The organism is Nitrospirillum goiasense, from assembly GCF_034427435.1.
GTDB lineage: Bacteria > Pseudomonadota > Alphaproteobacteria > Azospirillales > Azospirillaceae > Nitrospirillum.
Genome location: NZ_JAXQNP010000002.1, coordinates 47,501 through 70,038, shown reverse-complemented (window position 1 = coordinate 70,038; position 22,538 = coordinate 47,501). Strand labels below are relative to the sequence as shown.

Annotated in this window: 19 protein-coding genes, 3 tRNA genes and 2 rRNA genes (1 of these 24 cut by a window edge); 20 read left to right on the top strand and 4 right to left on the bottom strand. The window is 65.6% G+C overall.

What is annotated here, in order from left to right:
- Positions 1–128 precede the first annotated feature (128 nt).
- Positions 129–989: an N-formylglutamate amidohydrolase gene (locus ULB03_RS02640; RefSeq protein ID WP_322481768.1), complete on the top strand. Its 861-nt coding sequence runs from the start codon at positions 129–131 to the stop codon at positions 987–989.
- 54 nt (positions 990–1,043) lie between these two features.
- Here ULB03_RS02640 and ULB03_RS02635 read toward each other — a convergent pair whose 3' ends face one another.
- From ULB03_RS02635 to ULB03_RS02625, 3 genes are all read right to left on the bottom strand, one after another.
- The gene (locus ULB03_RS02635) at positions 1,044–1,907 is read right to left on the bottom strand and encodes an NAD kinase (RefSeq protein WP_322481767.1); all 864 of its coding nucleotides are present in this window, start codon (positions 1,905–1,907) and stop codon (positions 1,044–1,046) included.
- A gap of 178 nt (positions 1,908–2,085) precedes the next feature.
- Entirely contained in the window at positions 2,086–3,114 is a 1,029-nt protein-coding gene (gene moaA / locus ULB03_RS02630; protein WP_322483762.1) for a GTP 3',8-cyclase MoaA, read from the bottom strand.
- 240 nt (positions 3,115–3,354) lie between these two features.
- Complete coding sequence (locus ULB03_RS02625; protein ID WP_322481766.1) at positions 3,355–3,570, bottom strand: DUF3553 domain-containing protein; 216 nt, start codon at positions 3,568–3,570, stop codon at positions 3,355–3,357.
- A gap of 234 nt (positions 3,571–3,804) precedes the next feature.
- Between ULB03_RS02625 and ULB03_RS02620 the strand changes: the two genes are divergently transcribed.
- The 7 genes from ULB03_RS02620 (at position 3,805) to mscL (ending at position 10,975) form a co-directional block, all read left to right on the top strand.
- The gene (locus ULB03_RS02620; RefSeq protein WP_322481765.1) at positions 3,805–4,464 is read left to right on the top strand and encodes a histidine phosphotransferase family protein; all 660 of its coding nucleotides are present in this window, start codon (positions 3,805–3,807) and stop codon (positions 4,462–4,464) included.
- A gap of 249 nt (positions 4,465–4,713) precedes the next feature.
- Positions 4,714–7,395 carry a hybrid sensor histidine kinase/response regulator gene (locus ULB03_RS02615; RefSeq protein WP_322481764.1) on the top strand — a complete coding sequence of 894 codons (2,682 nt, stop codon included), beginning with the start codon at positions 4,714–4,716 and terminating at the stop codon, positions 7,393–7,395.
- Positions 7,392–7,883 carry a chemotaxis protein CheW gene (locus tag ULB03_RS02610; RefSeq protein WP_044559593.1) on the top strand — a complete coding sequence of 164 codons (492 nt, stop codon included), beginning with the start codon at positions 7,392–7,394 and terminating at the stop codon, positions 7,881–7,883. The genes ULB03_RS02615 and ULB03_RS02610 overlap by 4 nt, the downstream gene beginning before the upstream one ends.
- Before the next feature lie 55 nt (positions 7,884–7,938).
- A complete protein-coding gene (locus ULB03_RS02605; RefSeq protein WP_322481763.1) occupies positions 7,939–8,304 on the top strand; it encodes a response regulator in 366 nt (121 codons plus the stop codon).
- 20 nt (positions 8,305–8,324) lie between these two features.
- A complete protein-coding gene (locus ULB03_RS02600; RefSeq protein ID WP_322481762.1) occupies positions 8,325–9,545 on the top strand; it encodes a protein-glutamate methylesterase/protein-glutamine glutaminase in 1,221 nt (406 codons plus the stop codon).
- The gene (locus ULB03_RS02595) at positions 9,542–10,351 is read left to right on the top strand and encodes a CheR family methyltransferase (RefSeq protein ID WP_322481761.1); all 810 of its coding nucleotides are present in this window, start codon (positions 9,542–9,544) and stop codon (positions 10,349–10,351) included. Before ULB03_RS02600 ends, ULB03_RS02595 begins: the two co-directional genes overlap by 4 nt.
- Before the next feature lie 216 nt (positions 10,352–10,567).
- The gene (gene mscL, locus ULB03_RS02590) at positions 10,568–10,975 is read left to right on the top strand and encodes a large conductance mechanosensitive channel protein MscL (protein WP_322481760.1); all 408 of its coding nucleotides are present in this window, start codon (positions 10,568–10,570) and stop codon (positions 10,973–10,975) included.
- Between the two features lie 24 nt (positions 10,976–10,999).
- Here mscL and lipB read toward each other — a convergent pair whose 3' ends face one another.
- Positions 11,000–11,755 (bottom strand): lipoyl(octanoyl) transferase LipB, encoded by a 756-nt coding sequence (gene lipB / locus ULB03_RS02585; RefSeq protein ID WP_322481759.1) that lies wholly within the window; start codon positions 11,753–11,755, stop codon positions 11,000–11,002.
- Positions 11,756–11,975: 220 nt separating this feature from the next.
- On the opposite strand from lipB, the gene ULB03_RS02580 reads away from it, so the two are divergent.
- From ULB03_RS02580 to ULB03_RS02525, 12 genes are all read left to right on the top strand, one after another.
- A tRNA-Leu gene (locus ULB03_RS02580) sits at positions 11,976–12,060 on the top strand.
- Positions 12,061–12,323: 263 nt separating this feature from the next.
- Entirely contained in the window at positions 12,324–14,609 is a 2,286-nt protein-coding gene (locus ULB03_RS02575; RefSeq protein WP_322481758.1) for an NADP-dependent malic enzyme, read from the top strand.
- A gap of 133 nt (positions 14,610–14,742) precedes the next feature.
- Positions 14,743–15,372, top strand: a complete 630-nt coding sequence (locus tag ULB03_RS02570) for a TetR/AcrR family transcriptional regulator (RefSeq protein WP_322481757.1) — start codon at positions 14,743–14,745, stop codon at positions 15,370–15,372.
- Complete coding sequence (locus ULB03_RS02565) at positions 15,362–16,549, top strand: acetyl-CoA C-acyltransferase (protein WP_322481756.1); 1,188 nt, start codon at positions 15,362–15,364, stop codon at positions 16,547–16,549. Before ULB03_RS02570 ends, ULB03_RS02565 begins: the two co-directional genes overlap by 11 nt.
- 90 nt (positions 16,550–16,639) lie before the next feature.
- A complete protein-coding gene (locus ULB03_RS02560) occupies positions 16,640–17,245 on the top strand; it encodes a 2-hydroxychromene-2-carboxylate isomerase (RefSeq protein ID WP_322481755.1) in 606 nt (201 codons plus the stop codon).
- Positions 17,245–18,189, top strand: coding sequence for an ion channel (locus tag ULB03_RS02555; RefSeq protein WP_322481754.1), 945 nt, complete (start codon positions 17,245–17,247; stop codon positions 18,187–18,189). The genes ULB03_RS02560 and ULB03_RS02555 overlap by 1 nt, the downstream gene beginning before the upstream one ends.
- Positions 18,190–18,324: 135 nt before the next feature.
- Positions 18,325–18,666: an acyl carrier protein gene (locus ULB03_RS02550; protein WP_145736161.1), complete on the top strand. Its 342-nt coding sequence runs from the start codon at positions 18,325–18,327 to the stop codon at positions 18,664–18,666.
- 139 nt (positions 18,667–18,805) lie between these two features.
- Complete coding sequence (locus ULB03_RS02545; RefSeq protein WP_322481753.1) at positions 18,806–19,231, top strand: DUF1489 family protein; 426 nt, start codon at positions 18,806–18,808, stop codon at positions 19,229–19,231.
- 574 nt (positions 19,232–19,805) lie between these two features.
- Positions 19,806–21,303: ribosomal RNA gene (locus ULB03_RS02540) — 16S ribosomal RNA — on the top strand.
- 140 nt (positions 21,304–21,443) lie between these two features.
- A tRNA-Ile gene (locus ULB03_RS02535) sits at positions 21,444–21,520 on the top strand.
- A gap of 29 nt (positions 21,521–21,549) precedes the next feature.
- Positions 21,550–21,625 (top strand) — tRNA-Ala (locus ULB03_RS02530).
- Positions 21,626–21,923: 298 nt separating this feature from the next.
- A 23S ribosomal RNA gene (locus tag ULB03_RS02525) occupies positions 21,924–22,538 on the top strand (it continues 2,139 nt past the right edge of the window).
- The 16S and 23S rRNA genes sit together here with 2 tRNA genes alongside, the layout of an rRNA operon.

The window sequence follows — 22,538 nt, the reverse complement described above, 5'->3', positions numbered from 1 at the left end:
GAAAGGGCCATGGGGGACGACGTCATGGAAAGGGACGGGATGCCCCGGTCTGCGGTATGGTGTCGGGGCCATGATAAGGCAGTCCGGCGGTTGTTTGTTCCGTCGCCATTGGCGGTTGTGAGGTGGGTATGAAATACGTCATCGACGATGTGCTGGTGCGCCACGATCCGGAAGGCACGCCCGTTCCTGTCGTCTATGACTCGCCCCATAGCGGCTCCGCCTATCCCCTGGGCTTCACCCCCCGCTGTCCGCTGATGCTGCTGCGCCAGTCGGAGGACGCGCATGTGGATGAACTGTTCGCCCGTGCCCCCGCGCTGGGCGCGACGTTGCTGCAGGCCCTGTTTCCGCGCAGCTACATCGACGTGAACCGGGCGGAGGATGACATCGACCCCGCCTGTCTGGCGGACCCCTGGCCAGGCCCCTTGAATCCCTCGGAAAAAAGCCGGCATGGCATGGGCCTGGTGCGCACGGTCAGCCGCCCGGGCGAGGCGCTCTACGCCGCGAAGCTGACGGTGAAGGAGGTCCAGACCCGCATCGAGCGCTATTGGCGCCCCTACCACGCCCAGCTCAAGGCGTCGCTGGATGGCCTGCATGCCCGTTTCGGCCAGGTCTGGCACCTGAACTGCCATTCCATGCCCACCCTGGGCACGGGCGATGCCGGTGCCGACTTCGTGCTGGGGGACCGTGACGGCGCCTGCTGCGACCCGTCCTTCAGCCGCTTCGTGGCCGCCACGCTGCGCGGCATGGGCTACCGCGTGCGCCACAACGACCCCTACAAGGGCGTGGAACTGGTCCGCCGCTACGGCGTGCCGACGCGCGGCCGCCACAGCCTGCAGCTGGAGATCGACCGGCGCCTGTACATGGATGAGGAAACGCTGGAGCGCCACGACGGCTATTGGCGCCTGTCCCGCGACCTGGAGGATCTGATGCGCGCCATCCACGCCTTCGCCCTGGCTCGGGTGGGCGACCGCCGCCTGGCGGCGGAGTAGGGCTATCCAACCCAAGCCCAGCCGGCGGCGTCTCCCGGCGCTTGAGGGCCGGAACTAAGGCGTGAACTGCTCCTTCAGGATGCGCTCTTCCAAATTCATTTCCGGGTCGAACAGCAGGATGGAGGCCACGCTGCGGTCCTCGCACACTTCCACCCGGGCGACGTCGCGGATTTCGGTGAAGTCGGCCACGGCGCTGACCGGGCGCTTGGCGCCTTCCAGGATGTCGAACTGCAGTTTGGCGGTATGGGGCAGCAGGGCGCCGCGCCAGCGGCGGGGACGGAAGGCGCTGATGGGGGTCAGGGCCAGGATGCCGGCGCCCAGGGGCACGATGGGGCCGTGGGCCGACAGGTTGTAGGCCGTGCTGCCGGCGGGCGTGGACACCAGCGCGCCGTCGCAGGCCAGTTCGGCCAGGCGTTCCACCCCATCCACGCTGATGCGCAGCTTGGCGGCCTGGCGCGTCTCACGCAGCAGCGACACCTCGTTGAACGCCAGCGCCTCATGCCGGCCCTGGGCGTTCACGGCCACCATGCGCAGCGGGTTCAGCGCCACCCGCTGCGCCCGGCGCACGCGGTCCGTCAGCCCCCGGGGGCTGAAGTTGTTCAGCAGGAAGCCGACGGAGCCGCGGTTCATGCCGTAGACCGGCTTGCACAGGGGCAGGTGGCGATGCAGCGTTTCCAGCAGGAAGCCGTCACCGCCCAGCGCCACGATGACGTCCGCGTCCTCCGCCCGCACGGTGCGATAGCGTTCCGACAAGGTGACGCGCGCGGCCTCCGCCTCCGGTGTTTCGGCGGCGACGATGCAGAAGGCGGGCTTGGCCGGCAGCGGAACCGGGGTGCCGTGCACGGCCGACACCTCCGCCGCGGTGCCGGGGGCTTGGCCCGGAACAGGGGCGGCGGCGCGTGTGGGTTCGTCAAGCATGGCGTGTTCGCCTGGGTCCAGGTCACGGGGGAAGGGGAGGGACGCGGCCCGTTGCCGGAAACGCCCCATTGGCTGGAAGGGACGCCCACCTTAACGGATCGGGCCCGGCAAAGAAATGCCGGGGAGGGGAAACCGGTGTCGTCAGGAATGGGAGCGTGGGGGGGGGGGCGCCGGCGGATCAGCCGCCGGTGACGCTCATGTGCCGGGGCACGGCCGGGGTCTTTTGACGGCGGTCGATGATGAAGTCATGGCCCTTGGGCTTGCGGGCGATGGCCTCCTTGATGGCGGCCAGCAGGGCCGCGTCATCGTCGGGGGCGGCCCGCATGACGGCGCGCAGGTCGGCGGCGTCCTCCTGCCCCAGGCACATGTACAGCATCCCGGTGCAGGTCAGGCGCACGCGGTTGCAGCTCTCGCAGAAATTATGCGTCATGGGCGTGATGAATCCGATGCGCCCGCCCGTCTCGGCCACCTGGGCGTAGCGGGCGGGACCGCCGGTGCTGATGGGCAGGTCGGTCAGGGTCCAGCGCTTGGCCAGTTCCGCCCGCAGCAGGGACAGGGGCCAATACTGGTCCGCCCGGACGCTGCCGCCCTGGCCGCCGGCCCCGCCCGTGTCGCCGCCGTCCATGTCGCCCAGGGGCATGACCTCGATGAAGGTGAGGTCATGCCCTTCGCGGCCGCACCAGTCCACCAGGTCGTGCACCTCACCATCGTTCACGCCGCGCAAGGCCACGCAGTTGATCTTGACGTGCAGTCCCGCCTCCTTGGCGGCGCGGATGCCGTCCAGAACGGGGCCCAGCTTGCCCCAGCGGGTGATGGCCTGGAAGCGGTCAGGGTCCAGGGTGTCCAGGCTGACGTTCACGCGGCGCACGCCGGCCGCGCGCAACTCGTCCGCATACTTGGCCAACTGGCTGCCGTTGGTCGTCAGGGTCAGTTCATCCAGGGCGCCGGTATCCAGGTGGCGACCCAGGCGGCGGACCAGGTCCATGATGCCCCGGCGCACCAGCGGTTCCCCGCCCGTCAGGCGCAGCTTGCGCACGCCGGTCTGGATAAAGGCGGCGCACAGTCGTTCCAGCTCCTCCAGCGACAGCACCTGGGCCTTGGGCAGGAAGGTCATCTCCTCCGCCATGCAATAGACACAGCGGAAGTCGCAGCGGTCGGTCACGGAAACGCGCAGGTAGCGGATGGACCGACCGTACGGATCCACCAGCGGAAGACGGTCGCGCGCCGGTCCGGTTTGCCCAGGTGTGGTATTCAGGGCTGCGGTATTCAGGGCGCCATCCGCCATCGTCTCAGCCATCCTCAAATCAAGCACGAACCAACATCCCGGGCGCGCGGTCACCGTCGCCCGGCTCACCCGTTATCGCCAATATGGTACAGCGACCATAGCAATTCAGCCCCCGTCGCGCTGTGATGGCGGCAACGGTGCCCCTCCGACGCTGGCCCGCCTTTATGGCGCCCAATCCTCCGGCTCCGCCAACCGCAAGGCGATGACGGCGGCGTCCATGGTCACCTTTCCGGCGTGGGTGAAGTTGACCGTCACCCGGGTGCCGACCGCGGACTGCACCTGCCCCAGGCCCCAATCGGGTTGATCGGGATGCATGACATACGCCCCGGGAGTCAGCAGTGCCGTGACCGCGCCTGATTCGGGGGTGAAAGGGGGCATGGGGTATATATCCTTGGGCTAGAGGGCTGGGGCGGGAGGGGGACGGTGGGCGGGAGCGGCACAAAAAGCGTCACCTATCCTTTTGCCCTTATCCGTTTTTCTCGGGTCCGGGGGGTCTAAATCCCTGCCTGGGGGGCGCCAATCGTTAATATACTGGCACCCCCACCACTATGGACCGCCCCGCCCCCCGCGCAAGGCCTCCTGCGCCCGCATCGAAGACAAGGCCCCCTACGAATGACGGTTTCCCTGGAACTTCACGTCGTGGAGCTGCTGTGCTCCCGCCTGTGCCATGACCTGATAAGCCCGGTGGGCGCCATCGCCAATGGCGTGGAACTCATTGAGGAAATGGGACAATCCATGGCTGATGAGGCCATGTCCCTGATCGCCGACAGCGCCGACCAGGCGGCCCGGCGGCTGCGGCTGTTCCGGTTGGCCTATGGGGCGGCGGGCAACAGCGGTTCCTTCACCGCGGCCGAGGCGCGGACCGTGCTGGGCGCCTGGTTCCGGGGTGGGCGGGTGAGGCTGGATTGGCCGGCCGACGTCATGCCCAAGCCGGACGATGGCCTGCTGAAATTGGCGCTGAACCTGGGCCTTCTGGCGGAAGAGGCCATGCCCCATGGCGGGGTTGTGACCATCGCCGCCGCCGGCGGTGGCGGGGAGGCCGACGGGGGCGGAAAGCCGGCGCTTTCTGTGACGGCGGAGGGGCCTGTGCTCAACCTGCGCGATGAGGTGCGCCTGGCCCTGGACGGGGCTTTGGCCCAGGCCGACCTTACGCCACGCAGCGTGCAGGCCTATGTCACCGGCCGCTTTGCCGAACAGTGCGGCTGGCGCATCGCCATCGACGCCAAGGCCCCGGAAGCATTGCGTTTCCTGCTGCTGCGCCAGGCGTCCTGACCCGCCCGCCCGGTTCTTTCGCGCCGATCGAGAACCTTAATACGTTTATCGCTTGTCTTGTCGCCCGGGGCGCGCCATCAATCTGGCAGGAGTAACGTGTTCTTAATCGTCTTTCTGGAAAAGATGGGTGTAGGGAGTGGCGCCACCCCGTCGCGATTAAGGACGGGGGCCGGGGCTGACACCTCAATTCCAAACGGGACCGCCCGCTCGGGACGGCCCTGATACGCGCATGGCAACGGGACGTGGACCATGGATGATCTGCTTAGCGAATTTCTGACCGAGACCAACGAAAACATAGCGGTCTTGGACGTTGAGTTGGTGCGGCTTGAGCAGAACCCGAATGACCCCAGCCTGCTGAGCAATATCTTCCGGCTGGTTCACACCATCAAGGGCACCTGCGGTTTCCTTGGTCTGCCCCGGCTGGAAGCGGTGGCGCACGCGTCTGAGAACGTGCTGGGCCGCTTCCGTGATGGGGAGCTGAACGTCAGCCCCTACGCGGTGACGTTGATCCTGGAATCCCTGGACGCCATCAAGTCGATCCTGTTGGTCCTGGAAAAGACGGAAGCTGAGCCGGCCGGTACCGACGAAGATCTGATCAACCGTCTGAACGCCCTGGCCGAAGGCCGCGAGGCTCCGGCCGCCGCCGCTCCCGCGGCCCCGGTCGTCGCGGCACCGCCTCCTCCCCCGGCGCCGGAGCCTGTGCCCGAGCCGGTGGCCCCGCCGCCGCCCGCCCCCGTGGCCGCCGCTCCGTCGGTGCCGGCCGCCACCACGACCCGCGAGGTCGCGCCCGTCGCCGAGGCCGCCCCGCCTGCCCCCGCCGCCGCCGCTCCCCAGGCCGCCCCGCCGCCGCATGCCGGTGGTGGTGACGGTGGTGAGTCGTCGCTGGCCAACCAGACCATCCGCGTCAACGTCGACCTGCTCGAAAACCTGATGACCATGGTTTCCGAGCTGGTGCTGACCCGCAACCAGCTGCTGCAGATCCTGCGCAGCCAGAAGGAAAGCGAATTCGCGGTTCCGCTGCAGCGCCTGAACCATGTGACGTCGGAGCTGCAGGAAGGCGTCATGAAGACGCGCATGCAGCCCATCGGCAACGCCTGGGCCAAGCTGCCGCGTCTGGTGCGCGATCTGGCGCACGAACTGCACAAGAAGATCGACCTGCAGATGCTGGGCGCCGAGACGGAACTGGACCGTCAGGTGCTGGAACTGATCAAGGACCCGCTGACCCACATGGTCCGCAACTCCGCCGACCATGGCTTGGAGCTGCCGGGCGAGCGTGTGGCCAAGGGCAAGTCCGAGACCGGCCGCATCACGCTGAACGCCTTCCATGAAGGCGGCCACATCATCATCGAGATCGCCGACGACGGTAAGGGCCTGGCGATCGAGGCGATCAAGCGCAAGATCCTGCAGAACGGCCTGGCCACCGAAACCGAGCTGGCCGGCATGTCCGACCAGCAGATCCAGCAGTTCATCTTCAAGGCCGGCTTCTCCACCGCCGCCAAGGTCACCAGCGTCTCCGGGCGTGGTGTCGGCATGGACGTGGTGAAGACCAACATCGAGAAGATCGGCGGCACGATCGAGCTGAAGTCCATCGAGGGCCGTGGCACCACCTTCACCATCAAGATCCCGCTGACCCTGGCCATCGTTTCGGCCCTGGTCGTCGAATGCGGTGGCGAACGCTTCGCCATCCCGCAGATCAGCGTGATCGAGCTGGTGCGCGCCGCCAACGACAGCGAGCACAAGATCGAGCGCATCAACGGCACTCCGGTCCTGCGCCTGCGCAATCGCCTGCTGCCGCTGGTCAGCCTGGAACGGCTGCTGAAGCTGGGTGACGGCGACCAGTACAACCGCGAGACCTTCATCGTGGTCGCCCAGGTCGGCAACTACACCTTCGGCATCATCGTCGACCGCGTCTTCGACACGGAAGAAATCGTGGTGAAGCCGGTGGCCCCCATCCTGCGCCACATCGAGCTGTTCTCGGGGAACACCATCCTGGGCGACGGCTCCGTCATCATGATCCTGGACCCGAACGGCATCGCCAGCTTCTCCGGCGAGATTTCGGGCGGCATGCACGACACGGCCGCCGCCGCCGCCGAGGCCAAGCAAGCCACCCGCCAGGACGACCGCATGGCCCTGCTGCTGTTCCGCGCCGGCGAGGGCGCCCCCAAGGCCGTGCCGCTGTCGCTGGTGGCCCGCCTGGAAGACATCGACCTCAACCAGGTCGAGGCGTCCAACGGCCAGCCGGTTGTGCAGTACCGTGGCAAGCTCATGCCGCTGGTGCCCATCGATCCGTCCTGGCAGATCCAGCGCGACAAGCGCCAGCCGGTCCTGGTGTTCGCCGATGGCGACCGCTCCATGGGCCTGGTGGTGGACGAGATCATCGACATCGTCGAGGATCGCCTGCAGGTGGAGCTGGGCACGGAACGTGCCGGCTTCATGGGCAGCGCCATCATCGCCGACAAGGCGACGGACGTCATCGATGCCGGTTTCTACCTGACCCAGGCCTTCCGCGATTGGTTCGGCAACGCCACCGATCGCTTCGAGGATGAGCGCCTGCACAAGGTGCTGCTGGTCGACGACAGCCCCTTCTTCCGCAACCTGCTGACCCCGCTGCTGACCGTGTCCGGTTACGCCGTCACGGCGGTGCAGAGCGCGGATGAAGCCCTGGGCCTCTGCGAATCCGGCGAGGACTTCGATGTCATCGTCAGCGATATCGAGATGCCCGGCATGAGTGGGCTGGAATTCGCCCAGGCCGTCCGCGGCAACAGCCGCTGGCAGAACGTGCCCCTGGTGGCGCTGTCCAGCCACGCCACCCCGCGCGACCTCGATCGCGGCCGTCAGGCCGGCTTCACCGACTACGTGGCGAAGTTCGACCGTGACGCGCTGCTCTTCACGCTGCAGCAGACCATCTCCGAGACCAAGGGTGCCGCATGAGTACCAACCTGCCCGCCAAGCGCACCGCCAGCACTGAAGTCGCGGTCGTCAAGAACGAAGACTTCGTCACCATGACCATCGCCGACCAGGTGTTCGGCATCCCCGTCCTCCAGGTCCAGGACGTGTTGGGTCCCCAGCGCATCACCCGCATTCCCCTGGCTCCGCCCGAGGTTGCCGGTTCGCTGAACCTGCGTGGCCGTATCGTCACCGCCATCGATGTCCGCCTGCGCCTGGGCCTGCCGCCGCGCGCGGCCGACAAGCCCGGCATGAGCATCGTCGTGGACCATAAGGGGGAACTCTACTCCCTCATGGTCGACAGCGTGGGCGAAGTGCTGAGCCTGACGTCGGACGATTTCGAGCGTCAGCCGGCCACCATGGACGCGCGTTGGCGCGAAGTGTCCACGGGTATTTATCGTCTTCGCGAAAATCTTCTCGTTGTACTTGACGTGTCGCGGTTGTTGAATTTCGCTAATACCGAAGCTGCCTAAGCCTGGGCTTCAACCACCGGTGCTTTCGAGCGCTTAGCAACCCGAGGTTCTTTGCATGAAGTCCTGCCTGGTCGTCGATGACAGCCGCGTCGTCCGCAAGGTCGCGCGCAAGATCCTGGAAGAACTGAACTTCACCTGTTCAGAGGCCGAGGATGGCAAGCAGGCCATGGATGCGTGTGCGGTTTCCATGCCGGACGCCATCCTGCTGGACTGGAACATGCCGGTCATGACCGGTATCGAGTTCCTGCGACGTCTGCGTAAGATGTCGGGGGGCCAGGCGCCCAAGGTGGTGTTCTGCACCACCGAGAACGATCTGGCCCACATCCAGGAGGCGCTGTCCGCCGGGGCGAACGAGTACATCATGAAGCCCTTCGACAGCGAGATCATCCAAACCAAGTTCGAGCAGGTCGGGCTTCTCTGACGCCCGGGAATCATAAGATCATGAACGATATCCCCGGACGACCCCAGGCCGCTTCACCGGCGGCCGCAACCACCGAGCCGTACCGGGTCATGGTTGTGGACGATTCGGCGGTCATCCGTGGCTTGCTGACCCGTACGCTGGAGAGTGACGGCACCATCCGTGTCGTCGCCTCCGTCGCCAATGGCCAGATGGCCATCAACACCCTGCAGCGCCAGTCCCTGGATGTCATCGTCCTGGACATTGAGATGCCGGTGATGGACGGCCTGACCGCCTTGCCGCAACTCATCGCCGCCGATCCCGCGGTCAAGGTCATCATGGCCTCGACCCTGACGGCCAAGAACGCCGATATCTCCCTGCGGGCCCTGCGCGCCGGCGCCTCCGACTATGTCACGAAGCCGTCGTCGACGCGTGAGCTGACGGGGGCCGAAAGCTTCAAGGCGGAGCTGCTGAGCAAGGTCCAGGCGCTGGGCGAGGCCGCGCGCCGGGCCGATCCATCCAAGGGGGCGCCGTCGCGTCCGTTGGCGCCGCGCCCGATTATCGCACCGGCGCCAGGGGGTGTCCCGGCGTCGGCCGGCACCGCGTCAGCCGCGGCGCCGTCGCCCATCCGCAGCCGCCTGTATGACCAGGGACCGGTCACCTTGCGGCCCGCGCCGGACATCCGCCCCGACATCATCGCCATCGGCAGTTCGACCGGCGGACCGCAGGCGCTGTTCGAGGTGATGGCCAATTTCCGCGGTGGGCTGCAGCAGCCCATCGTCATCACCCAGCACATGCCGGCGACTTTCACCACCATCCTGGCCGAGCACATCACCCGCCAGTGCGGGATCGAGTGCGCGGAGGCCAAGGATGGGGAACCCATCGTCGGCGGACGCGCCTATGTGGCGCCGGGCGACAATCATTTCCTGCTGGTGTCGCGTAACGGCGTCACCACCGCGCAACTCACCAAGGACCCGCCGGAAAATTTCTGCCGGCCGGCGGTCGATCCCATGTTGCGCAGTATTGTTAAGATTTATGGGCGTAAGGTGTTGGCGGTCATCCTCACCGGCATGGGGCATGACGGTCGTGGTGGCTGCGACCACGTGGTCCAGGCCGGGGGAATGGTTGTTGGTCAGGACGAGGCCAGCAGCGTGGTATGGGGTATGCCGGGTGCCGTGGCGACGGCGGGCTTGTGCAGCTCCATCCTACCCTTGAAGGAGATCGGTCCGTTTATCCGCAAGATCGCACTGAGGACGGCGGCATGAAGGTCGAAGACTTCGACATGTTCTGCACGATGCTGAAGCAGCGTTCGGGCTTGGTCCTAACCAAGGACAAGGCCTACCTGCTGGAATCGCGCCTCATGCCCGTGGCGCGGAAATGGAACCTGAAGACGCTGGATGAACTGGCGGCCACGGTTCGCGCCCGCAAGGACGAAACCCTGCTGAAGGACATCACGGAGGCGATGACGACCAACGAGTCGTCCTTCTTCCGCGATCAAAAGCCCTTCGACCAGTTCAAGCAGGTCGTTCTGCCGGCGCTGCTGGAATCGCGTGCGGCCAAGAAATCCATCCGCATCTGGTCGGCCGCCTGCTCCAGCGGGCAGGAGGCCTACTCCCTGGCCATGATGCTGTCGGAAGACAATGTCCGCCTGGCCGGCTGGCGCATCGAGATCGTGGGCACCGACCTGTCCTCCGAGATGGTGGAGAAGTCGCGGGCCGGCATCTACACCCAGTTCGAGGTGCAGCGCGGCCTGGCCATCACCATGCTGGTCAAGTATTTCAAGCAGATGGGCGACAAATGGCAATTGTCGCCGCAGATACGGCAGATGGCCACGTTCCGGGAATACAACCTGCTGACCGACCTGTCGCCCTTGGGCCAGTTCGACGTGGTGTTCTGCCGTAACGTCCTGATCTATTTCGACCAGCCGACCAAGACCAAGGTGCTGGAGGCTATCGCCAAGCAGATGCCGCCGGACGGCGTGCTGTACCTGGGCGGGGCCGAGACGGTGCTGGGCATCACGGACAAGTTCAAGCCCATGGATGGCCAGCGCGGGCTGTACATCCTGGCTTAAGACCGAACCGGAGACGGTTTACGCACAGGGCCGGCCCGGCGACGGGACCGGCCCTGTCGATTCCGGGCGTCCGTGTGAGGCTTTCCGCCCCGGCGGCCAGGGACCCTACATCGTGTGGGTAGTGACCCCGCCGGGCGATGGGCGTCATAGTATGGCGATCAACCCATGAACCGCCCCAGCCAAACGGGGGCCTCAACACAAGACGGGGGACGAGCCATGTGGGAAGAGTTCAAGTCGTTCATCAGCCGGGGCAACGTGATCGATCTCGCGGTCGGTATCATCGTCGGCGCCGCCTTCACCGGCATTGTCAATTCGCTGGTCAATGACCTGATCATGCCGCCCATCGGCTACCTCATGGGCGGCATTGATTTCTCCAGCTATTTCGTCGCCCTGAACGGGGAGCATTACGCCAGCCTGAAGGCCGCGCAGGACGCGGGCGCCGCCACCGTCAACTATGGCGTCTTCATCAACGTCGTCATCCGCTTCTTCATCGTCGCCGGCGCTGTGTTCCTGCTGGTGAAGCAGGTCAACCGCTTCCGCACCAAGGCCGCGTCCGCCCCGCCCCGGCAGGAAGTGCTGCTGGAAGAGATCCGCGACCTGCTCAAGGCGAAAGCCGAGGGGTAAGCGCCGGTTGGCGGTGGCCGGCCGTTACCGGTCGCAGCGGGCCGCCGCCCCCCCTTCCGCCGTCGCGCTTTCCGCCGTCTCGAACACCCCGTTCCAGGCATCGCGCAGCGCCGCGTCCACTTCGTGCAGGCTGGCCAGGTGACCCAGCGCGTGCATGGAGGTGACCCCGTACTGGGTGATGCCGCAGGGCACGATGCCGCCGAAGTGGCTCAGGTCCGGATCCACGTTCAGCGAGATGCCGTGGAAGGTGACCCCCCGGCGCACGCGCACGCCGATGGCGCCGATTTTGTCCTCCTGGCCCGGTAGGCCGCCATAGGGTTGCTTGTCCACCCAGATGCCCACCCGGCCGCACCGCCGTTCCCCCTTGATGTTGAACAGGGCCAGGGTGCGGATGATCCATTCCTCCAGGTTGGTCACGTAGCGGTGCACGTCCGGTCCGCGCTTCATCAGGTCCAGCATGACATAGGCCACGCGCTGGCCGGGGCCGTGATAGGTGTACTGCCCGCCCCGTCCGGTCTGGAACACCGGGAAACGGCCATGGTCCAGCAGATCCTCCGCCTTGGCGCTGGTGCCGGCGGTGTACAGCGGCGGGTGTTCCAGCAGCCACACCAATTCCGGTGCCGTGCCGGCGCGGATGGCGGCCACCCGCTCCTCCATGGCGGCGACCGCCTCGGGGTAGGCCACCGGCTGGTCGCTGATGCGCCACTCCGGTCCCTCCTTGGAGGATGCCAGGGACGGGACAGGTGGCGTGGTCGGGGCTGGGGAGGGGCTGGCGGACATGGTGATGCGCTTACCTGTCGTGTGAAGGCGTTTTTCCGTGAACACCGCGGGCGGGGCGGTGCCGGGGACCCCCCGTGTGGCCCTGATGGGTGGGGATCACACCTTTATATAGTGGTTCCCATCCGATAAGGGCCACACGGGGGCTTGCTATGGGTTCGGCGATTTGCTATTCCCCCGTTCACCCGTTGGCAAGCCCTTGCCGGCGAGGTTCTGACATGATGCGGTCATGGCGGAATTGGTAGACGCGCAGCGTTGAGGTCGCTGTGGGGCAACCCGTGGAAGTTCGAGTCTTCTTGACCGCACCATAGACCTGAAAGGCCGGACCGTTTGGTTCGGCCTTTCGCGTATCCGGGCGCCTTTTCCAGGCCGATCAAACGCATGGCAGCCGGTCGCGCCGGGCCTGAATGGCACCTTGCCGCCCATCGCCTCTGGACAATGGCGGGCCCTGGGGCCTAAGCAGGAAGGGCGCCGAACGCTTCGCGGCGCCGGTGGGGCCGCCGCGACGGTGGCGCCACGGGCGCCGGTGATGCCGTTCGGGACCCAGTCCCCCGCAGAAGAGACCGGCCCCATGTCCGACGAGTTTCGCGAAGCCGCCCTAGACTATCACCGGCTGCCGACGCCGGGTAAGATCGCCGTTCAACCGACCAAGCCCCTGGCGACTCAGCGCGACCTGGCCCTGGCCTATTCGCCCGGCGTGGCCTTCGCCTGCGAGGCGATCGTCGCCGATCCGGCCGAGGCCAGCCAGATGACCTCGCGCGGCAACCTGGTGGCCGTTATCACCAACGGCACCGCCGTCCTGGGCCTGGGCGACATCGGCCCCCTGGCCGCCAAGCCGGTGATGGAGGGCAAGGGCGTCCTGTTCAAGAAGTTCGCCGGCATCGACGTCTTCGATATCGAGATCGATGAGAAGGACCCCGACAAGCTCGTCGACATCATCGCGGCGCTGGAACCGACCTTCGGCGGCATCAACCTTGAGGACATCAAGGCGCCGGAATGCTTCTACGTGGAAAGCAAGCTGCGCGAGCGCATGAAGATCCCGGTCTTCCATGACGACCAGCACGGCACCGCCATCATCGTCGCCGCCGCCATCACCAACGCGCTGAAGCTGCGCGGCCGCAAGATCGACGAGGTCAAGCTGGTGGCCAGCGGCGCCGGCGCCGCGGCGCTGGCCTGCCTGGATCTGCTGGTGGACATGGGCATGCCCGTGGACAACATCTGGGTCAGCGACATCAAGGGCGTGGTCTATGACGGCCGCACCGAGCTGATGGACCCGCGCAAGGCCCGCTACGCCAAGAAGACCAACGCCCGCACCCTGGATGACATCATCGACGGCGCGGACATCTTCCTGGGCTTGTCGGCGCCGCGTGTGCTGACCAAGCCCATGGTGTCCAAGATGGCGGGCCAGCCGGTCATCCTGGCGCTGGCCAACCCCACCCCGGAAATCATGCCGGAGGAGGCGCGCGCGGCGCAGCCGGACGCTATCATCGCCACTGGCCGGTCCGACTATCCCAACCAGGTCAACAACGTCCTGTGCTTCCCCTTCATCTTCCGCGGCGCCTTGGACGTGGGCGCCACGCAGATCAACGAGGCGATGAAGATCGCCGCGGTGGAGGCCATCGCCCGCCTGGCCATGGCGGAGCAGCATGACGTGGTGGCCGCCGCCTACGGCGACCAGTCCACCGGCTTCGGCCCGGACAACATCATTCCCAAGCCCTTCGACCCGCGCCTGATCCTGGAGATCGCGCCGGCGGTGGCCAAGGCCGCCATGGACAGCGGCGTCGCCACCCGGCCCATCACCGATTTCGACGCCTACCGCGAGCGGCTGTCACAGTTCGTCTTCCGCTCCGGCCTGCTGATGAAGCCGGTGTTCTCCCGCGCCAAGCAGGCGCCCAAGCGCCTGGTCTATTGCGAGGGCGAGGAGGAGCGGGTGCTGCGCGCCGTGCAGTTCGTGGTGGACGACGGCCTGGCCAAGCCCATCCTCATCGGCCGCCGCGACGTGGTGGCGCGTCGCATCGAGAAGCTGGGCCTGCGCATCGCGCTGGACCGCGATGTCGAGCTGGTCGACCCGCAGAACGATCCGCGTTACGCCGACTACTGGCAGAGCTACCATGCCGTCATGGAGCGGCGGGGCGTCAGCCCGGACCGCGCCCGCCAGCTGGTGCGCAACAACACCACCGTCATCGGCTCGCTGATGGTGCGCAAGGGTGATGCCGACGCCATGATCGCCGGCACCGTCGGCCTCTACGACTGGCACCTCAAGCATGTGCTGGACGTCATCGGCCTGAAGCCGGGCACGACCATCCCGGCCGCCCTGTCGGTCCTGATCCTGCCCAAGGGCACCTTCTTCCTGGCCGACGCCTATGTGACGCCGGAGCCGACGGCCGACCAGATCGCGGCCATGACCGCGCTGGCGGCGGAAGAGGTCCGGCGCTTCGGCGTGGTGCCCAAGGTGGCCCTGCTGTCGCATTCCAACTTCGGCAGCCATGGCGACGCTTCGTCGGTGAAGATGCGCGAGGCCCTGGCCAAGATCGAGCAGCATTGCCCGACCCTGGAGGTCGAGGGTGAGATGCATGCCGACAGCGCCATCTCCGAGGACATCCGCAACCGCGTGTTCCCGAACAGCCGCCTGAAGGGCACGGCCAACCTGCTGATCATGCCCAGCCGCGACGCCGCCAACATCGCCTTCAACCTGTTGAAGACCCTGGGTGAGGGGCAGCCGGTGGGTCCGGTGCTGCTGGGGGCCGCCCAGCCGGCCCACATCCTGACCCCGTCCGTCACCGTGCGCGGCATCGTCAACATGTCCGCCCTGGCCGTGGTCGACGCCCAGATGCACGAGGCGGGTGAGGGGAACTGATCCGATCCGGTGCCCACTGCGCTGGAGGCGTGATCTGAAAAGGGCCGTCCCGGAGTGATCCGGGCGGCCTTTTCCGTTCCGGCGCCAGTCCTCACCTTGACAAAAGCACGATCGTTCGTTTATTTTCTCGCCCATGAGCAAGGGTGTCCGCACACGCGCCGCCATCCTGGAGGAGGCATTGAGCCTCACCAGCACGGACGGGTTGTCAGGCTTGACCATCGGCCTGCTGGCGGAGCGTACCGGCCTGTCGAAAAGCGGCCTGTTCGCTCATTTCGGGTCCAAGGAGCAGTTGCAGGTGGCCGTGCTGCGGCAGGCCCAGGAATGCTTCACCACCCATGTCATCCGGCCGGTGCTGCCCCTGCCGCGCGGCCTGCCCCGGCTGGAGGCCTTCGCCGAGGGCTGGTGGGCCTGGAACCAGTCGCCGCCCTTCCCGGGCGGCTGCCCCATCCAGGCGGCCAGCCTGGAGCTGGACGACCGCCCCGGCCCTTTGCGCGATGAGATCGCGGGGGCGCAACGCCGTCTGCGCACCTTCATCCAGCAGGGGGCCGCCATGGCGGTGACGGCGGGCCATTTTCGCCCCGACCTCGATTGCACCCTGTTCGCGTTCCAGATGGTGGGGATCGCCTTCGCCCAGACCATGACCTGCCGCCTGCTGGGCGAGCCGGAGGGCCTGGATTTCGTACGCCGCGCCTGGCGCGCCCAGGTTACGGACGCGGCTGCCGCCGCACACAATCAAACGGGAGAGATAAGCCATGTCGACTGATCCGATTGTCATTGTCAGCGCCGCCCGCACCGCCATGGGCGGCATGATGGGCGACCTGTCCAGCCTGCCGGCGGCCCAGCTGGGGGCGGCGGCCGTGAAGGCGGCGGTGGAGCGCGCGGGCTTGGCGCCCGACACCATTGACGAGGTGGTGATGGGCTGCGTGCTGCAGGCCGGCCAGGGCCAGGCGCCCGGCCGCCAGGCGGCGCTGGCGGCGGGCCTGCCGCAGTCCGTGCCCTGCAGCACCCTGAACAAGATGTGCGGCAGCGGCATGAAGGCGGCCATGGTCGCCCATGACCTGCTGGTGGCGGGCAGCGTCGACATCGCGCTAGCTGGTGGCATGGAAAGCATGTCCAACGCCCCCTACCTGCTGGACCGGGCGCGGGGCGGCTACCGCTATGGCCACGCCACCATCTATGACCACATGGCGCTGGACGGGCTGGAGGACGCCTACGACCGGGGCCGCGCCATGGGCACCTTTGCCGAGGACACGGCCGCCCATTACCAGTTCACCCGGGAGATGCAGGACGCCTACGCCATCGAAAGCCTGCGCCGGGCCAAGGCCGCGGTGGAAGGCGGCTGGTTCGATGGCGAGACGGTGGGCGTCACGGTCAAGGGCAAGGGGGGCGATGTCGTCATCAGCCGGGATGAGCAGCCGCTGAAGGGCAAGCCCGAGAAGATCCCCACGCTGAAGACCCCGTTCCGCAAGGACGGCACGGTCACGGCGGCCAGCAGCGCCAGCATCAGCGACGGCGCCGCCGCCCTGGTGCTGACCCGCGCCAGCGTGGCGGAGAAGCGCGGTCTCAAGCCGCTGGCCCGCATCGTCGGCCACGCCAGCCACGCCCGTGCGCCCAACTGGTTCACCACCGCCCCCATCGGGGCCATCGAGACCCTGTTCGCCAAGACCGGCTGGTCCGCCCGGGATGTCGACCTGTTCGAGATCAACGAGGCCTTCGCCGTGGTGCCCATGGCGGCGATGCGGGAGTTCGATATCCCGCACGACAAGGTCAACGTCCATGGCGGCGCCTGCGCCCTCGGCCACCCCATCGGCGCGTCCGGCGCCCGCATCCTGGTGACCTTGCTGGCGGCCCTGCAGCGCTACGACCTGGCACGGGGCGTGGCCAGCCTGTGCATCGGCGGGGGTGAGGCCACGGCCGTGGCCATCGAACGCCTGCACTGACACGCTGGATCTCATCCATCGGGTGGGCATACTGGAGACGGCCGCGCCGGGAGGCGCGGCCGTCCTCTTATCAGGAGGGGCCACCCCGTGATGGCTACGCAGCCCTTGGATTTTTATTTCGACTTCGCCTCGCCCTACGGCTATTTCGCCGCCATGGCCATCGATGAGTTGGCCGCCCGTCATGGCCGGACCGTCAATTGGCATCCCATCCTGCTGGGGGCGGTGTTCAAGAGCACGGGTGTGGCGGCCACCGTTCAACGCCCCTTGCAGGGCGATTACCTGCGCCATGACGTGGTGCGCTGTGCCCGCTATTACGACCTGCCCCTGACTTGGCCCGCGGTGATGCCGATCAATGCGGTCACACCCTCGCGCGCCTATTACTGGACGGCCGCCTGTGATGCCGAGTTGGCGCGGGGCTTGGCGAAGGCGCTGTATCGCGCCCATTGGCAGGAGGGGCGGGACATTTCCGGAATAGACGCGGTGGCCGATGTCGCCGCCGGCATCGGCATGGATGGCGACGCGGTGCGCAACGGCGTGCAGGAACCGGCGGTGAAGGACGCGCTGCGCGCCGCCACCGACGCGGCCATGGCCCGGGGCGTCTTCGGCTCGCCCTTCCTTTTCGTGGATGGGGAGGGGTTCTGGGGCGCCGACCGCCTGGTGCAGGTGGAACGCTGGCTGGCCCAGGGCGGTTGGTGATGAACGCCAGCGCCACGCCCCGTCGCCGCCGCAAGCGCTCGCTGGTCACGCCCATCGCCCTGACGGTGGGCCTGTTGGCCCTGATCTCCCTCACCATCCAGGGGGCCGATCCGGGCCTGACGCTGGCGCTGCTGGGTGCCGTGGTGGTGGTGGTGGGCTCCTGCCACCTGCTGTTCCCAGGCAGCCGCTTCTTCACCATCGGTCTGGCCAACTTCGTCGGCATCTACGCCATCATCTTCGAGTTCTTTGTCGAGGCGCACTTCGCCAAGCTGCCGGCCTATCTGCTGGGGTTGGGCTTCGTCTTGCCCCTGGCGGCCTTCCTGGCGGGCGTGGTCATCCGGCGCGCCGGCATCCGCGCCATCGTCCATGGCCGTCCGCAGGGGCCGACCCGGCGCGATCTGCGGCGCTTCGGCCGGGCCTTCGGCTGGGTGCTGCCGCTGGGCCTGGTGGGGGCCGCCACTTTCCTGCTGACGCCGGAGACGCCCCAGCCTGTGGTCCGCGACGCCTTCGTCGCCGCCATGGGGTTCATCTCCTTCATCGTGCTGCTGGTCAGCTACGACGTGGTGGTCCTGCTGCTGGAGACGGGGCTGCTGTTCGAGGAGTTCTTCGAGCAGGTGGCCGGCCTGGCGGAGCCGGCCTTCGCCTTCTTCACCTTCTACTCCCTGCTGGTGATCATCTTCGCCGCCCTTTACACGGTGGTCGACCGTTTCGCGCCCCTCAACCAATTCATGATCGGTGGCGTGCCGCAGCGCATCGGATTCGCCGAAAGCCTTTATTTCTCCGTCGTCACCCTGTCGACGGTGGGCTATGGCGACATCGTGCCGGTGGGCAGCTTCATCCGGCTGGTGGTGGCGGCCGAGGTCATCGTCGGCATGCTGCTGCTGCTGTTCGGCTTCAACGCCATTTTCAGCTATTCCAGCAGCCGTCGGCCCCCCGAACGATAAATCATCGCCAATCATCTCTGGTGCCCGTGTCAAAAAAGTCTTAACGCTTCTCTGATAGGGGTTGAGGCCGAAAGCCGCGTTGGGGCAGGGGTGACCGCCCCGGCGCGGGGCCTGAAACTTGAGGGGCGGGATGCCGTGAGCCGGTCGATCGAAGGCGTCAGCAACTGGATGCACTTGTTTCGTTGGATCGTGAAACTGATCCGCGACGACTACGGCGTCGACGAGAAAATCCTGACCCGCACCGCGGTGCTGGAGACCGACTGCGGCCTCACCATTGAGCAGGTGGAAGAGGTGCTGGACATCGTCGCCGACAGCTTCTCGATCCGCTTCCCCCAGGGCACCTTGGATGAGGTGCTGAAGCTGGAGGAACTGTGCCTGTTGGCCGCGTGGCTGAAGGGCATGTTCAAACGGCCGGAATTCATTTCCGAAGGGTTCGAGGCCAAGTGCCGGTCCCTGAACGCCTCCGCCACCGCCTGATTCCCACCGCCTGATCCCCACCGGCTGATCTCGGGACCCTTTCGCCCCCTGTAGCGGCGCTCCTGTGACGGGGCGCCTTGACCCCGGGGCTTAAGCTCGTAGTCTCACGGACCCTGAGTGATATCGGCTTTGTGAGACCATGCCCCTTCATATGCTGCGCCTCGCCGTGGGCGCCCCCGACCTTGCCGACATGCGCGATTGGCGCAATCGCAACCAGATGGATTGGAACGGTCACCGCGTGGTGCCGACCTATACCCGGCGCATGCCCACCCGCACGGCGGAGCTGCTGGACGGCGGTTCCCTCTATTGGGTGGTGAAGGGGATCTTGTGCTGCCGGGCGCGCTTCGTCGGTTTCGACCTGCTGCGTTCGCCCGAGGGGGACGAGGTCTGCCGCATGCTGTTGGATACCGAACTGGTGGAAACCGTGCCGCAGCCCAAGCGGCCGTTCCAGGGCTGGCGCTACCTGAAGCCCGAGGACGCGCCGCCCGACCTGGACCAGGCCGGTGGCGGGCAGGACCTGCCGCCCCATATCCTGGCGGAACTACGCCAGTTGGGCCTGGCCTAAGCCCTTGCGGCCCATGGGGTTTGCCGCCTGCGGCGCGGTGTTGGGATTGGGGCTACGCCGCGTTTCGAAAAAAATGAAGGCGGACCGAAAAAAGCTATAGACAGGCCCCGGCGCCATCTCTATAACCCCGTTCACCGACGCGGCGGGCGACAACGAACGGCGCGACGGCGAAGCGATCCCTGAGTTCTGGCGGTTGACGCTGGTGATGACGGGGTAGCGATCCTGGCGGCAACGCCGCTGGACGAAACGGAATTTGCCCTTACTGTCCGGGTTTGGGTTGGTCCTTCAGGGGATCGGCTAGGGACGGGGTTGTGGTTTGAGCGCGTATTCGCGTTTGGGTCACGGGTTCTTGAACAAGTGAACGTCTTGAGAAGGGATGCGCAGACGGCGGTTCCGATGATGGGCCCGGTACGGGCAGCAACATGGAAACGACCAGAACGCATCTTGAATACATGCTCTGAAATGATCCCCGAGCGATTGGGGATACAGGAACGGACTTGGGTTTAGGTGCCGACTACGGTTGGTTTCCGCCGAGGTTCTTGATTGCCGGCGACGGTGATCGGGATACCGCATTGAACCTGAGAGTTTGATCCTGGCTCAGAACGAACGCTGGCGGCATGCCTAACACATGCAAGTCGAACGAAGGCTTCGGCCTTAGTGGCGCACGGGTGAGTAACGCGTGGGAACCTGCCCTTTGGTTCGGAATAACTCCGGGAAACTGGAGCTAATACCGGATGAGCCGGTTGGCCGTGGAGGCTGATCGGGAAAGATTTATCGCCGAAGGAGGGGCCCGCGTCCGATTAGGTAGTTGGTGAGGTAACGGCTCACCAAGCCGACGATCGGTAGCTGGTCTGAGAGGATGATCAGCCACACTGGGACTGAGACACGGCCCAGACTCCTACGGGAGGCAGCAGTGGGGAATATTGGACAATGGGGGCAACCCTGATCCAGCAATGCCGCGTGAGTGATGAAGGCCTTAGGGTTGTAAAGCTCTTTCGCACGTGACGATGATGACGGTAACGTGAGAAGAAGCCCCGGCTAACTTCGTGCCAGCAGCCGCGGTAATACGAAGGGGGCTAGCGTTGTTCGGAATTACTGGGCGTAAAGGGCGCGTAGGCGGCTGCGCAAGTCAGGCGTGAAATCCCCGGGCTTAACCTGGGAATTGCGCTTGAGACTGTGCGGCTTGAGTTCGGGAGAGGTGAGTGGAATTCCCAGTGTAGAGGTGAAATTCGTAGATATTGGGAAGAACACCGGTGGCGAAGGCGGCTCACTGGACCGATACTGACGCTGAGGCGCGAAAGCGTGGGGAGCAAACAGGATTAGATACCCTGGTAGTCCACGCCGTAAACGATGAGTGCTAGACGTTGGGGTTCTTAGAACTTCGGTGTCGCAGCTAACGCATTAAGCACTCCGCCTGGGGAGTACGGCCGCAAGGTTGAAACTCAAAGGAATTGACGGGGGCCCGCACAAGCGGTGGAGCATGTGGTTTAATTCGAAGCAACGCGCAGAACCTTACCAGCTCTTGACATCTACTGACCGGTACGGAGACGTACTTTTCCTTTCGGGGACGGTAAGACAGGTGCTGCATGGCTGTCGTCAGCTCGTGTCGTGAGATGTTGGGTTAAGTCCCGCAACGAGCGCAACCCCCATCTTCAGTTGCCATCATTTGGTTGGGCACTCTGGAGAAACTGCCGGTGACAAGCCGGAGGAAGGCGGGGATGACGTCAAGTCCTCATGGCCCTTATGGGCTGGGCTACACACGTGCTACAATGGTGGTGACAGTGGGCAGCGACCTCGTGAGGGGTAGCTAATCTCCAAAAGCCATCTCAGTTCGGATTGTACTCTGCAACTCGAGTGCATGAAGTTGGAATCGCTAGTAATCGCGGATCAGCACGCCGCGGTGAATACGTTCCCGGGCCTTGTACACACCGCCCGTCACACCATGGGAGTTGGCTTTACCCGAAGCCGGTGCGCTAACCGCAAGGAGGCAGCCGACCACGGTACGGTCAGCGACTGGGGTGAAGTCGTAACAAGGTAGCCGTAGGGGAACCTGCGGCTGGATCACCTCCTTTCTAAGGATTGCCTGCGCTGGGTTCACGGCTTGCCCGTTTTGGGTGAGCGTGGTTTTAACCGGCCCGTAGGTTCCGCCGTCGGCGCATCCCTTCTCCAGACCCTTTAGAACGGCGCGAGGCTTGAGGCTTCGTGATCCCGTGGGCTAGTAGCTCAGCTGGTTAGAGCGCGCGCTTGATAAGCGTGAGGTCGCAAGTTCAAATCTTGCCTGGCCCACCACTCTATCCCCAGCGTCCGGAATTGGTTCCGGGGGCGTAGCTCAGTTGGGAGAGCGCGTGCTTTGCAAGCATGAGGTCGTCGGTTCGATCCCGATCGCCTCCACCATTCAGCGTTAAGCGGGCTGGTGTTGAGGCTTGGGAGAGAGCAACAAGGGTTTGTCAAAAAGACGTTGTGCAAAGATTACAGGCGAGACGCTATCGCGATCGCCTGTTGATCGTCTCCGAGGAGAGGATCAGGGGTCTTGGACATTGTGAAGAGGGTCTAGTGTAACCGAGGACCATTCCCGGTTCCGTGGACGCCGTACGACGTACGGGAGTTGCGGGATTGGTGAATGACCTTCTGAAGTTTTGTCGGTCGTGACCTGGCGATGGGCTTGTCCCTGCGCGAGGGAGCGCTGACGGTGTATCAAGTGAAATAAGGGCATCTGGTGGATGCCTTGGCACTGAGAGGCGATGAAGGACGTAGCACGCTGCGATAAGCCATGGGGAGCCGCGAGCAGGCATTGATCCGTGGATTTCCGAATGGGGAAACCCACCCAGCGATGGGTATCTTCAACTGAATTCATAGGTTGGAGAAGCGAACCCGGGGAACTGAAACATCTAAGTACCCGGAGGAAAGGACATCAACCGAGACTCCGCTAGTAGTGGCGAGCGAACGCGGACCAGGCCAGTGATTGATGCTACATAACCGGAAATGCCTGGAAAGGCATGCCAGAGTGGGTGAAAGCCCCGTACGGGTAAACCGGCATTGATCCTCGAGTAGGGCGGGACACGTGAAATCCTGTCTGAACGTGGGGGGACCACCCTCCAAGCCTAAGTACTCCTCAGTGACCGATAGTGAACCAGTACCGTGAGGGAAAGGTGAAAAGCACCCCGACGAGGGGAGTGAAACAGTTCCTGAAACCGGATGCCTACAAGCAGTCGGAGCGGCAACGGCCGTGACGGCGTACCTTTTGTATAATGGGTCAGCGACTTACAGTATGCAGCGAGCTTAAGGCGATAGCTGGAGGCGTAGCGAA